Annotated in this window: 11 protein-coding genes; 6 read left to right on the forward strand and 5 right to left on the reverse strand. The window is 41.0% G+C overall.

What is annotated here, in order from left to right:
* Window positions 1–18 precede the first annotated feature (18 nt).
* Both corA and AAU57_RS11175 read left to right on the forward strand, forming a co-directional pair.
* Window positions 19–1089, forward strand: a complete 1071-nt coding sequence (corA, locus tag AAU57_RS11170) for a magnesium/cobalt transporter CorA (RefSeq protein WP_055412988.1) — start codon at window positions 19–21, stop codon at window positions 1087–1089.
* A gap of 183 nt (window positions 1090–1272) precedes the next feature.
* A complete protein-coding gene (locus AAU57_RS11175; protein ID WP_055412989.1) occupies window positions 1273–1833 on the forward strand; it encodes a hypothetical protein in 561 nt (186 codons plus the stop codon).
* Window positions 1834–1931: 98 nt separating this feature from the next.
* Here the strand turns inward: AAU57_RS11175 and AAU57_RS11180 are convergent, their stop codons facing one another.
* The 3 genes from AAU57_RS11180 to AAU57_RS11190 all read right to left on the reverse strand — a co-directional run bounded on the left by AAU57_RS11180 (window position 1932) and on the right by AAU57_RS11190 (window position 6517).
* Window positions 1932–3188: an aminotransferase class I/II-fold pyridoxal phosphate-dependent enzyme gene (locus tag AAU57_RS11180; RefSeq protein WP_055412990.1), complete on the reverse strand. Its 1257-nt coding sequence runs from the start codon at window positions 3186–3188 to the stop codon at window positions 1932–1934.
* Window positions 3189–3363: 175 nt separating this feature from the next.
* The gene (locus AAU57_RS11185; RefSeq protein ID WP_055412991.1) at window positions 3364–4404 is read right to left on the reverse strand and encodes a PLP-dependent cysteine synthase family protein; all 1041 of its coding nucleotides are present in this window, start codon (window positions 4402–4404) and stop codon (window positions 3364–3366) included.
* A gap of 58 nt (window positions 4405–4462) precedes the next feature.
* Window positions 4463–6517 carry a S9 family peptidase gene (locus tag AAU57_RS11190; RefSeq protein ID WP_055412992.1) on the reverse strand — a complete coding sequence of 685 codons (2055 nt, stop codon included), beginning with the start codon at window positions 6515–6517 and terminating at the stop codon, window positions 4463–4465.
* Between the two features lie 52 nt (window positions 6518–6569).
* On the opposite strand from AAU57_RS11190, the gene AAU57_RS11195 reads away from it, so the two are divergent.
* Window positions 6570–6953 (forward strand): YbaB/EbfC family nucleoid-associated protein, encoded by a 384-nt coding sequence (locus AAU57_RS11195; protein ID WP_082438611.1) that lies wholly within the window; start codon window positions 6570–6572, stop codon window positions 6951–6953.
* Window positions 6954–7151: 198 nt separating this feature from the next.
* Here the strand turns inward: AAU57_RS11195 and AAU57_RS11200 are convergent, their stop codons facing one another.
* Window positions 7152–8165 (reverse strand): threonine aldolase family protein, encoded by a 1014-nt coding sequence (locus AAU57_RS11200; RefSeq protein WP_055412994.1) that lies wholly within the window; start codon window positions 8163–8165, stop codon window positions 7152–7154.
* Window positions 8166–8332: 167 nt separating this feature from the next.
* Here AAU57_RS11200 and prfB point away from each other — a divergent pair, with 167 nt between their 5' ends.
* The 3 genes from prfB (at window position 8333) to AAU57_RS11215 (ending at window position 12589) form a co-directional block, all read left to right on the forward strand.
* Window positions 8333–9439: a peptide chain release factor 2 gene (gene prfB, locus AAU57_RS11205; protein WP_055412995.1), complete on the forward strand. Its 1107-nt coding sequence runs from the start codon at window positions 8333–8335 to the stop codon at window positions 9437–9439.
* A gap of 115 nt (window positions 9440–9554) precedes the next feature.
* Window positions 9555–12017: an outer membrane beta-barrel family protein gene (locus AAU57_RS11210; protein WP_082438612.1), complete on the forward strand. Its 2463-nt coding sequence runs from the start codon at window positions 9555–9557 to the stop codon at window positions 12015–12017.
* A gap of 77 nt (window positions 12018–12094) precedes the next feature.
* Window positions 12095–12589 carry a hypothetical protein gene (locus AAU57_RS11215; protein ID WP_055412996.1) on the forward strand — a complete coding sequence of 165 codons (495 nt, stop codon included), beginning with the start codon at window positions 12095–12097 and terminating at the stop codon, window positions 12587–12589.
* Between the two features lie 49 nt (window positions 12590–12638).
* On the opposite strand, the gene bshA is transcribed toward AAU57_RS11215, so the two are convergent.
* Entirely contained in the window at window positions 12639–13769 is a 1131-nt protein-coding gene (bshA, locus tag AAU57_RS11220) for an N-acetyl-alpha-D-glucosaminyl L-malate synthase BshA (RefSeq protein WP_055412997.1), read from the reverse strand.
* Window positions 13770–13781: the final 12 nt, after the last annotated feature.

Below are 13781 nucleotides of genomic sequence, written 5' to 3' on the forward strand. Positions count from 1 at the left end.
GTTCCTAAAAACCTTTTGATGAAAAAGCCTAGACTGCGTCGTAAAGCAACTCCCAAATCAAAACACAGTGTATTTCAGCCGCCTGGAACCATATCTTATGTGGGTGAAGATAGACATGAAGAAGTAACGACCGAGACGATCTTTTATGACGCCAAGGAATACACGAAGCTAGAAGGTATCTATCTTGAAAAACTGGAAGATGATCAGGTCAACTGGTTCAATGTAGATGGTGTGCACGAGATCGACTTATTAGAAAAAGTAGGTAGTAAGTTTCACTTACACCATTTGCTGTTAGAAGATATTGCGAATACTACTCAGCGACCTAAAACGGAATTCTACGAAGAGTGCATCTATCAGTGTATTAAGATGATAAGCTACAATGTAGAAGAAAAGGACATAGATCAAGAACAGGTGAGCATTTTGCTAACGAAACATGCGGTAATTACGTTTCAGGAGAAAACAGGTGATGTTTTTGAAAACATACGAGAGCGTATTGAGCAGAATCGCGGCCGCATTAGATACAGCAACAATGATTATTTATTCTATGCGCTTATCGATACGGTGATTGACCATTACTTTATCGCGGTAGAACAAATAGGAGAACATCTGGATGAGTTAGAAGATGAGATTTTTGACAATCCACAACGCTCATCGCTAGAGCGAGTTCAAAAAAACAAACGCATGCTGCTCAAATTGAGACGTGCTATATTCCCTTTGAGAGAATCCATAAGCCGACTGTTGAAGGAAGATTCCAAATACATCGATCCACAGATCAAGAATTATTTCCAGGATGCCTACGACCACTGCATCCAAATTATAGAAACCGTGGAGTCCTATAGAGAGATCAATGGAGGTTTACGAGATATGTATTTATCTAGTGTGAGCCATAAAATGAATCAGATCATGCAGGTGCTAACCATTATGTCCTCCATTTTCATACCGCTTACCTTCATTGCTGGTATCTATGGGATGAACTTTGACAATATCCCAGAATTGCACTGGGAACACGGTTACCGATATTTTTGGATTCTAAGTGGCTGTATGTTTGTGGCTTTACTAGGTTTTTTCAAATGGAAAAAATGGTTGTAAAAGAGGCTAAAGTTAGTTTGGCACACGAATTGTAATATAGTAATTGAAGGTTGTTTATGAAGAGTAAATTTCTTTCATAAAGTTTTTTGGTTGGTTAGTGGGAAATCTCGAGATGTCTTTTGACTCTCGGGATTTCCTCGTTTATAGAGGTTCGTAAAATAGAGAATAAAGTATTTTTGGGAAATGAAAGATATTGCATTTGTAATTACAGTTTTGCTCCTTGTGAGCTGCAAACAGGAACAGAAAGAAACTGTGGAGACCACAGCTGCTCCTGTAATTGAGAACGAGGTTGCCGCTATCAAACAATTTCCAGAGGATTTCCTGGGAGTCTATAAAGGTACTCTTAAGATCACTTCCAGTAATGGTGAGCAGCAAATCCCTATGGAATTTCATTTGAGCGCCACAGATTCTACAGACAATTTTAAATACAGTATTTATTATGGAGAAGAGCGATCACCACGCAATTATAACTTGAAGCGAACGCACAATCCTAACTTATTTCTAGTTGACGAGAATAACGGAATCATTCTGGAAAGTGCCTATGCCAATCAAACGCTATACAGCACCTATGAGGTCGCAGACAACCTATTAAATAGTACTGAAATCTTTTATGACGACCGTATGGAATTCATGATTGCCCTTTCTAGAATTCAAGATACCTCTATGACAGGAAACGAAGAAAGCGCCATCGTCAAGAACTATCCGCTTTCTGTAATGCAGCGCGCCACACTTTATAAGGAATAGTTGCTTAAATGCTGTATGCGATAGTTTCTTTTACAGAATTGAAACCAAAAAAAATCCCGCTGAAAAGCGGGATTTTTTAATTGTTATATAGAAGCTGATTAAGCAAAAGCCTCAGCTACTGAAGCACTCAATCTTTTGTAAACACCAGTATCCAAGCGGTTACGGATCGCATCAAATGCATCAAGAGTTTCTTCAATATCTTCCATGGTGTGTGTTGCCGTAGGAATCAATCTAAGAAGTATCAATCCTTTAGGAATTACTGGATACACAACGATAGAACAGAATACACCATAGTTTTCTCTAAGGTCTTTTACCAGTGCCATTGCCTCAGGAATACTACCTTTAAGATATACTGGAGTTACACAGCTTTGTGTAGTACCTATGTCAAAGCCTCTTTTCTTAAGACCTGATTGTAAAGCGTTCACATTATCCCAAAGCTTCTCTTTAAGCTCTGGCATAGTACGCAACATATCAAGACGTTTTAAAGCACCAACGACCAGCTGCATTTGCAAAGATTTCGCAAACATCTGTGATCTTAAGTTGTACTTCAAATAATCAATAATTTCTTTATCAGCAGCAATAAAAGCTCCTGTACTCGCTAGAGATTTTGCAAATGTGGCAAAATAAACATCAATTTTGTCCTGCACACCTTGCTCCTCGCCTGCTCCAGCACCCGTTTTACCTAGGGTACCAAAACCATGGGCATCATCAACAAATAATCTGAAGTTATATTTCTCTTTTAGAGCAACAATTTCTTTCAATCTTCCTTGCTCACCACGCATTCCAAAAACACCTTCAGAAATCACAAGGATTCCACCACCGGTTTCTTCAGCGATTTTAGTGGCACGTTGTAAGTTCTTTTCAATACTCTCAAGATCATTGTGCTTATAGGTAAATCGCTTACCGTGGTGCAAACGTACACCATCAATGATACAAGCATGAGCATCTACATCATATACAATCACATCATCCTTTGAGACCAGTGCGTCTACCGTAGACACCATACCTTGGTAACCAAAGTTGAGCAGATAAGCTGCCTCTTTATTGACAAATGCTGCTAGCTCATCCTGTAGCTGCTCGTGAAGATCTGTATGTCCACTCATCATACGAGCACCCATTGGATAGGCGCTACCGTATTCTGCAGCAGCTTCTGCATCTACTTTACGAACTTCGGGATGATTAGCCAGACCTAGGTAATCATTGACACTCCAGGTGATCACCTCACGACCATTAAATCGCATGCGGTTTGCTATAGGTCCTTCCAGCTTAGGAAATACAAAATATCCTTCAGCAACAGATGCCCATTTACCTAGTGGTCCCTTGTCTTTATAAATCTTATCAAATAAGTCTTTCATGATACAAATTAAGTGGGCAAATATACGATAGAAATCGCATATTTCCTATGACTTATGCAGGCAAAGATAACCTTTGCTGGTTGATAAAGTGTTGATAACTAAAGGGTTGAAAATGTAAGTTCGCTTTCGCGAAAGCGAATACCCAATCGTCCTAACCACCTAATTATTAGATAGTTTACTTGATGTACTCGATGTGTTGATCTGCAGCGGTAGAAATGCTGTCAAAGAATCCTTGTTCTTCCATCCATTTATCGTTATAGATCTTGCTCATATATCGAGAGCCGTGGTCCGGGAAAATCACCACTACAACAGCATCGTCACCAAAGGCATTTTCCTTTACCAACTGCTTGACGGCTTGCATGGCAGCACCACTGGTGTAGCCTACGAACATACCTTCAGTTTGGGATATCCTGCGCGCCATGTGTGCGGCATCCTCATCCTTTACCTTAGTAAAACTGTCGATCACGTCAAAATCAGTCGCCGTAGGAATAAGGTTTTTACCTAATCCTTCAATACGATACGGATAGATTTCGTTTTTATCAAACTCTTGGGTCTCGTGGTATTTTTTCAAGACACTACCATAAGCGTCCACACCTAAGATCTGGACATTAGGATTTTGTTCTTTCAAATACTTTGCGGTACCTGAAATAGTTCCTCCAGTACCACTACAAGCCACTAGATGGGTGATCTTTCCTGCAGTTTGTTTCCAGATTTCTGGACCTGTAGAAAGATAATGAGCTTCCATATTAAGCTCATTAAAATATTGGTTGATATAAATGCTGTTCTTGATTTCTTCGTGAAGTCTTTTAGCCACCTCATAATAACTGCGTGGATCATCTGCACTCACGTGTGCTGGACAAACATATACCTTGGCGCCCATGGATTTGAGCATGTCGATCTTATCTGCGCTGGACTTTGAACTCACGGCAAGAATACAGTCGTAACCCTTGATGCGGCTTACCATTGCAATACTAAAACCTGTGTTACCAGAGGTAGTCTCTATAATAGTATCACCAGGTTTGAGAATTCCCTTCTTTTCTGCCTGCTCTATAATATGTAATGCTATTCGATCTTTTGAAGAATGTCCTGGATTAAACGACTCAACCTTAGCATAATAATCGCCAGGGAAGCCTTCAACGGTTTTAGAAAGTTTAATAAGAGGAGTTTCTCCTATTAACTCAAGAACATTGTTGTACGCCTGAATTTGTCCGCTCATATAGTATGTTTTCGTCCCGGCTCAAAAAAGCGCAAAACGTTGCAAATTTAAACAAAATTTACTTTTCTGCCTGTTTCTCCAGATCGATCAAGAAAGCGAAGTCAATAGCGACTTCTTTTAAGGCATCATACCTACCTGATGCGCCACTGTGACCGCTGGTCATATCTGTTTTAAACAGAATGACTTGCGACCCTTTTTGATGATCTCTCAATTTTGCGACCCATTTAGCCGGTTCCCAATATTGCACCTGGCTATCGTGATAACCAGTAGTCACTAAAACATTGGGATATACCGCATCCTTGACCTGGTCATAAGGTGAATATGATAACATGTAATCATAACTATCCTTGATATTGGGATTTCCCCATTCATCATATTCTCCTGTTGTCAACGGTATGGAATCATCCAGCATTGTACTTACCACGTCTACAAATGGTACGGCACTTAAAATACCGTTATATAAGTGTGGTGCTAGATTCATGACGGTACCCATTAACAATCCACCAGCAGATCCACCAGATGCGTATAGGTGTCCCGCTTTCGCGAAAGCGTGCTCCAACAAATACTCGCTACAAGCTATGAAGTCGGTAAAGGTGTTCATCTTTTGGAACATCTTGCCTTGCTCATACCACTCACGGCCCAAGTACTCGCCACCACGAATGTGCGCAATCGCAAAAATGAAACCACGATCCAGCAGACTCAATCTGGAGATAGAGAAATAGGGATCGATCGTGTGTCCATAACTTCCATAGCCGTATTGCAGTAAGGGATTTCCTTCTGGGCGTTTTTGATCTTTTCTATACACCAGGCTTATAGGCACTTTAACGCCATCCTTTGCAGTAGCCCAAACACGTTCTGATGCATAGTTATCTGGGTTAAAATCTGGATCCTCAATTTCTTGAGTCTTTAATATTTTCTCCTCACGCGTGCGCATGTTGAATTCAATTACTGATGGCGGTAAAGTGAGCGAGTTGTAACCGTAGCGCAGGACTTCTGTATCAAACTGATAGTTGGCACTGGTGTATGCAGTATAAGTTTCACTGGAAAAGGGCAAAAAATAATCCACAGTTCCATCCCAAGATTTGATCCTGATGCGATTCAAACCGTTGAAACGATCTGTGACCACCATGAATTCCTTAAAGATATCGAGGTCTTCCAGCAAAGCTTTTGGGTCGTGCGGGATCAAATCGACCCAATTTTCCATCTGTGGCGTTTCAATCGAGGTTTTCATTACCTTAAAGTTGAACGCATCGTCCTTATTGGTCATGATATAAAAATGATCGCCATAGTGTGAGGCGCTGTATTCCATTTCTGGCTGGCGTTCCTGAATCAAGGTAAACGAACTGTCTGGCTTATTGGCATCAATAAATCTTATCTCATCACTCAATGTCGATGAGGATTTGATCATGATGTACCTAGCACTCATGGTTTTGTAAACGAAACAGTTATAAGTATCCTCTTTTTCCTCATATATCACAGATGCATCGCTCGCCTCCTGATCCAGACTGTATTTAAAGATTTTGTTAGCTCTCAAAGTCTGTGGATCCTGACGCGCAAAAAACAAGGTATGGTTATCGTTTGCCCAGACAGAGCTTCCTGTGGTTCCCAAAATGGATTCTGCGTGTATCTCACCGGTTTCCAGATTCTTGACAAAAAGCGAGTACTCTCTACGACCTACCGCATCGACGCCGTAAGCAATTAAATTGTTATTAGGTGATACATTGATTCCTGAGAGCTTGTAGAACTCGTGACCAGTAGCCATTTCATTCACATTGAAAAGCAACTCAACCTTTTCAGATCCATCTTTGCGACGATAGTAATAAGGATAGGATTCACCCTTTTCCATCTTAGTAAAGTACCAATAGCCGTTATATAGGTAAGGTACCGATTCGTCGTCCTCTTTCAGTCTGGCTTTAATTTCTTCGAACAATTCCAATTTAAGGTCTGCAGTATGAGCGGTCATTTTCTCGTAGTAATCGTTCTCTTCATTGAGATAACTAATGACTTCAGGAGCGTCGCGTTCCTTCATCCAGTGGTAATTATCCAGTCGTTGATGACCGTGCATCTCGTGAACGTATGGTATTTTCTTTGCTCTTGGTGGTGTGATATCCATAGGGAATTGTACTCTTGAAAAATAAGCCCGCAAGATAATCAAAGGTTAACTGATGCTTGAGAAAGCTAGGAGTTGTTATTTTTGTGGTCTAAAATTCAAAAAAGAGAAGATTATGTTCGGAGATATGATGGGAATGATGGGCAAACTAAAAGAAACCCAACAAAAAGTAGAAGACACCAAGAAAAGAATGTCTACCGTGTTGATTGATGAAAAATCAAGCGATGGCCTTCTTAATATCACAATAACAGCAGATCGTCAAATCAAAAAGATTGAAGTTGCAGATGAGCTTCTTGAAGACAAAGAGCAACTGGAGGATTACTTGATTCTTAACTTGAATAAAGCCTTGAATCGCGCCTCTGACATTTATGATAAAGAGGTAGCAGCCGTAGCATCTGAAGGAATGCCCAATATTCCGGGACTGGATATGTTTAAGTAAGCTGGTTATCTTATTTCTGTCATGCTAAACTCTTCTGCCCTGAGCTTTTCAAAGGGTTTCAGCATATTTAAGATAGCATATTAGATTGTGACGTGCTGCAATTTGATTGGTCACAGAAGAAAATAAACGGAGTAATTAGTAGATACAAGTAGACCCTGATAAAAATTCAGGGTAATATTAATTATTCAATTTTCAAGTTTAATTTCCAAACTTCGTCATCAAGTCCTTAAACTGCGCGTGCTGCACATCGGTGTAATCAAGATGTGTAACCAGTCGCAGCTTGCCTTGTCCCATGTTGCTAATTATGATATCGTTCTGAGCGCAATAATCGCTTACTGCCTTTTCATCAAACACCTCAAAAATGATGATGTTGGTCTCGACTGGCTCAACTTTCTTTACCCAGGATTGCGCTGCGAGAAAGGTTTCCAGTTCTGATGCCTTGCGATGATCCTCGTTAAGTCGCTCGATATTGTGATCCAGCGCATAAAGCGCCGCTGCGGCCATAAAACCGGTCTGACGCATTCCACCACCTAAAACCTTACGTACGCGCATCGCTTTTTTCATCAGCGGATTCTTCCCGGTAAGTACTGTTCCCAGCGGTGTTCCCATTCCCTTTGAAAAACAAACGGAAACCGAATCAAATAACTCGCCGTACTCTTTGGGATCTTGATTTGTTTTGACCATTGCATTCCACAATCTGGCACCATCCAGGTGCAACCCTAAACCATGTTTGATGCAAACCGCTTTGATCTCCTTAACCACTTCCCAATCATAACATGCGCCGCCACCTTTATTGGTAGTATTCTCTAGACAAACAAGCTTGGTCAATGGACTGTGATAAAAATCTGGCGGATTGATCGCCTCTTCTACTTGTGTTGCTGTTACCATACCGCGAGAACCGTCCAGCAATTTGCACGAGACACCACTGTTAAAAGACACGCCACCACCTTCATAATTGTACACATGAGCATATTTATCACAGATCAACTGCTCGCCAGGTTGCGTATGCATTTTGATTGCCGCTTGATTAGCCATGCTACCGGTAGGAAAAAATAAGGCGTCATCCATTCCAAACATTTCGGCCACACGGCGTTCGAGCTCGTTTACCGTTGGATCTTCCTTATACACATCATCGCCAACTTCTGCATGAAACATGGCTTCAAGCATGGCGGGACTAGGTTTGGTCACGGTATCACTACGCAAATCAATCATAAACTCTTTTTATTTTCCCATGCCATAGAGACGCAGGTGGATTTAAGGATATTTCGCTTTCGCGAAAGCGAGATAAATTTAATCCCATTTACACACTTAACCATCGGGAATCATCAATAAAAAAGGGAATTTAGCTGTATTTTTACCCTCCAAATTATTCCTAGTACATGATTACAGCAGACCAAATCGCGCAATTGAAAGAACGAACGGCAGCGTTGAAAGATTATCTGCAAATTGAGGCCAAGCAAATCGAGATTACCAATCTTGAGGAGAAAACCTTCTCACCAGATTTTTGGAACAAGCCCAAGGATGCCGAAGCCATCATGAAACAGCTGCGTAACAAAAAGGCATGGACCACAGATTATGCCACTGCGGTAACGCTGGGCGAGGACCTTGAGGTGCTCTATGAATTTTATAAGGAAGATGAAGCCACAGAAGAAGACGTTACCTCAAAGTACCAAGCAGCGCTGGAACTGGTAGAGAAATTGGAGTTCAAAAATATGTTGTCTAATGAAGGTGACGACTTTAGCGCGGTGCTACAGATCACGGCTGGTGCTGGAGGTACAGAGTCTTGTGACTGGGCAGAAATGCTCATGCGCATGTACATTATGTGGGCAGAAAAGAGTGGCTATAAGGTCAAGGAACTGAACTTTCAATCTGGTGATGTAGCCGGTATCAAAACAGTGACGCTAGAGATAGAAGGTGATTATAGCTTTGGATGGCTAAAAGGTGAGAATGGTGTACACCGCCTAGTACGTATATCACCATTTGATTCCAATGCAAAAAGGCATACGTCCTTTGCGTCTGTATATGTATATCCACTAGCAGATGACAGTATAGAAATAGAAATCAATCCGGCAGATATTTCTTGGGATTTTGCACGATCCAGCGGCGCTGGTGGGCAAAACGTCAATAAGGTAGAAACCAAGGCAATATTGACGCACCATCCTTCAGGAATCATCATCCATAATTCGGAAACCAGATCGCAGCTTGAAAATAGAGAGAAGGCGATGCAAATGTTGAAATCCCAACTTTATGAAATCGAGTTGCAAAAGCAAAATGCTGCTCGTGACGAGATTGAAGCTGGTAAAATGAAGATTGAATGGGGTTCTCAAATACGTAATTACGTGTTGCACCCATATAAGTTGATCAAGGATGTCAGAACCGGTCATGAAACTGGAAATGTGGATGCTGTTCTTAATGGAGATCTAGATGCGTTTCTAAAAGCATTTTTGATGGAAACTGGTCAGGAAAAACCTACAGATCAATTGTAGCTACAAGTAATTAACTTTTAGTTGTGAAATTGCGGTACGCCTTTAACTCAAACTTAGCAACTCGCGTTTAAACCAGAAGATAGATTTGCAGTCTTAGCAATAAGCTAAATCTATCATGAAACATATTCTTTATTCACTCTTTCTATTTTGTTCCTTTATCTCTTTTGCCCAAAAACCAGTACAGGTTTCGGGAAAATTACTGGACAAAACCACACAAACACCATTAGAATTCGCCACGGTATCTGTGATCAGCTCAGATCCTAACGTATCTCCACAAGGCGGAATTACTGATCTTAATGGTAATTATCAATTTCTGGTAACTCCAGGTACCTATACCGTGAAATGGGAATTTATATCCTTTAAACCTGTGGTACGTGAGAATGTAGTAATCGAGAGCGAAAAAGTATTTGAAACCATCTCCATGGAGCCAGATATCGCACAGCTAGAAGCAGCCGTGGTCGTGGCAGAAAAGACCACGGTGGATTTGAGACTGGACAAAAAGATCTATAATATAGGTCAAGATCTTACCGTGCGTGGTGGATCTGTAAGTGATGTTTTGGACAATGTACCTTCGGTATCTGTTGATGTGGAAGGAAATGTTTCTTTAAGGGGTAACGATAATGTGCGCATACTTATTGATGGACGTCCCAGCGCCTTAGTGGGCTTCAATGGTGCAGAAGCATTAAGACAAATTCCTGCAGAAGCTATCGAGCGTGTTGAAGTGATCACATCGCCTAGTGCCAGGTATGATGCTGAAGGTACCGCAGGTATCCTAAATATCATTCTTAGAAAGAATCAGATTCAAGGTTTTAACGGGTCATTTAATGTGAGTGCCGGTTATCCAGAGCGCTATGGAGCATCTGCAAACCTTAATTATAGAACCAATAAATGGAACCTATTTACTAATACAGGATATAACTATAGAACTGCGCCCGGTTATGCGAGAACAAACATTGATTACAAGTTTGACGACAATGCTCAGCTTCCTGACACTACCTTGCTAGCTGTTCAAGAACGTAGAGATTTTGATCGATTGGGTAGAAACTATTTTACCAGTTTTGGAGCGGAATACTTTATCAATGATAATAGTAGCATTGTGGGTAACATTGTTTACAGGCTTGGAAATGATGATGATGAAACGACCAACAACAACACAAGAACTTTTCAAGGCGAAGAGTTTAATGAGATTAACTTAAGAAGAGAGCTCGAGTCAGAAGATGAGGATGATTTGCAATTCTCACTAGATTATCAAAATGATCTTGATGATAACGGTCAAAAGTTGACAGCGACCGCTCAATATTCCATTTCTATAGAAGATAAGGAATCCAATATTGATCAAACAGAACTCATTTCCAATACCTTAAACGACCTGGAAAGACTTCTAGAAACCGAAGATGAAACTGAAGCTTTGGTCCAAGTGGATTGGGTAAAACCAGTTGGTGAAAACATTCAATATGAAGCTGGTTACCGCGGTAACTACAGAGATATTTCCAATAGCTACTTTTTTGAAGAGATAGAAGATTTCAACGATGGTAGCGGATTTATTCCAGATCCTCAATTGAATAATACTTTTAATTATGAGGAATTCGTCAACGCTGTGTACGGTCAATACGGACAGGAGTTTGGCGCATTTTCTCTATTGGCTGGTCTTAGATTCGAACAAACCAACATCAATATCAATCAAGAAACTACCGATGTTTCCAACAAGAAAAGCTACAGCAGCTTTTTCCCAACCCTAAATCTAGGGTATGAATTGCAAGAAGATGAAAATATAACGTTGGGATATAACCGAAGAGTCCGCAGACCAAGAGGCCGCCGATTGAATCCTTTCCCAAGTAGGTCCAGTCAAAACTCTTTCTATCAAGGGAATGTTGACTTGAATCCGCAGTTTTCTAATCAGGTAGATTTAGGTTATTTGAGAAGATGGTCTAAACTGACATTGAGCACCTCTATCTACTATAATAGAAGTACCGACAATGTGGAAACCATCGAGACCTCAGGAATTGCTCCAGGTGATAACACCACTGCGGTATTTAGATTTCCCGTGAACCTCTCTACCGAGCAGCGTCTAGGATATGAATTAACCTTAACGTATAGACCATTCAAATGGTGGACCATCAATTCTGATGCTAATGTATTTAGAGTAGAGACAGATGGAGACTACGTGGACCCGACTGGCGTAAGAGACGATCAAAATTTTGATTTTGTCAACACCACTTATTTCTTGAGGTTGAACCAGAAGTTTGAATTGCCCGCTAAAATTGATTTCCAAGCTCGTGTCAACTATAGAGGTGCTTCAGAAAATGCTCAGGGAACACAAAATGCGATCACCACCGTTAATCTTGCAGCGAGCAAAGACATACTTAATGAGCAGGGTTCATTGACCTTAAACGTTAGCGATTTATTAAATTCCAGAAGACGTGAGTCAACTACCAACACTGCAACTTTTATATCAGATAGTGAATTTCAATATAGACAACGTCAAGTAACGCTTGCGTTCACGTACCGTTTCAACCAGCAAAAAAGAGAACAAAGACGAGAAGAAGAGGCTGCACCAGATGAAGAATTTGAAGGATAATCCTTTCATCATCTTAACATGAAATAAGGATTTTATACTTTTTTATAATTGGATATTTGACAACAAATTCAAATATTATGAAAAAAATTCTTTTTACGTTAGCCCTAATCGTAGGAACAACTTTTGCCGTACAGGCGCAAACCATTTCAGATAATGCTATAGGCTTAAGAATAGGTGATGGCGACGGATTAGGAACAGAGATTTCTTATCAGCGCGCATTAGGTGGCAACAATCGATTAGAGGTGGATCTAGGCCTTGAAACTGGAAGACGCTTTGACGCATTCAAATTGACTGGTGTTTATCAGTGGCTTTGGAATATAGAAGGCGGCTTTAACTGGTACGCAGGTGTTGGTGGTGGACTAGGAAGCATTGATTTTGACGATGATTTCCCAGGAAGAGATAATAATGACGATAGCGAGGTGTTTATTTTTGCAGCTGGCCAAGTGGGTATCGAGTATGACTTTGACTTCCCATTGATTCTTTCGCTAGACGTACGTCCAGAAATTTATTTTGCAGACTATCGCGACGATTTGGAATTAGATATCGCTCTAGGTATCAGATACCAATTCTAGAAAACAAATGTTTATATACTAAAGGCGACCCAATTGGGTCGCCTTTTTTTTATCGCTGGACGTGCAGTAAGGATTCGTACAGTTTCTCATATTGTGGTATGATCAATTGTATGTCAAATTGTTTCGCTTTCGCGAAAGCGGACTCTTTAAAACCTCTCAACACTTCGTCATCCTTAAGGATGTGAATGGCATTTTGCGCCATTTCCTCAACGTTTCCAACATCGCTTGTGTAACCAGTGACTCCATTCTCATTGACCTCTGGAAGACCGCCAGTGTTAGAACTGATAACAGGCGTGCGGTTTGCCATTGCTTCCAGCGCGGCAAGTCCAAAGCTTTCCTTTTCTGACGGCAAGAGAAATAAATCTGAAAAACACAAAATACGATCAATCTCGCTACTGTTTCCCAGCCATTTGATCTTATGCTGCAACTTGCGGGAACGAGCATATTCTTCCGCCTCTATACGATCAGATCCATCGCCTACCATGATGAGAACGCTAGGCACCTCTTGCGATAATAACTCAAAAACCTTGACGACATCCTTGATACGTTTCACGGGACGCATATTGCTTATATGGGTCACGATGCGCTCATTGGGAAACGCCATAATGGAGCGATCGCAATCAGAAAACTCGGTCTTGTAAAGCGACATATCAATGAAGTTTGGAACCACATTGATTTCTTTCCTAATATCAAAAAGATCCATGGTATCCTGCTTCAAACTAGCACTGACTGATGTAACCACATCACTATTGTTGATACTAAAAGTAACTGATGGCTTATAGACTGGATGACTTCCTACCAGGGTAATGTCCGTACCGTGCAAGGTGGTGACCATAGGTAAGGTGATGCCTTGGTCCTTCAGCATTTGTTGTGCCATGTAACCAGCATAAGCATGAGGTATCGCATAATGCACGTGAAGCACATCGATATTGTATTCCTGCACCACGTTCACTAGCTTACTACTCAAAGCCAGATCATACGGCTGGTAATGAAACAGCGGATATTCCTCTACATCTACCTCGTGAAAAAATATTTTCTGTGACAATAGTTCCAGTCGTACCGGCATCTTGTAGGTGACAAAATGTATCTCGTGACCGCGATGTGCCAGTGCTGTTCCCAACATGGTGGCTACTACTCCACTGCCGCCAAAGGTTGGATAACAGACTATTGCAATTTTCATAAGTATTGGTTT

This window comes from Nonlabens sp. YIK11, assembly GCF_001413925.1.
Taxonomy (GTDB): domain Bacteria; phylum Bacteroidota; class Bacteroidia; order Flavobacteriales; family Flavobacteriaceae; genus Nonlabens.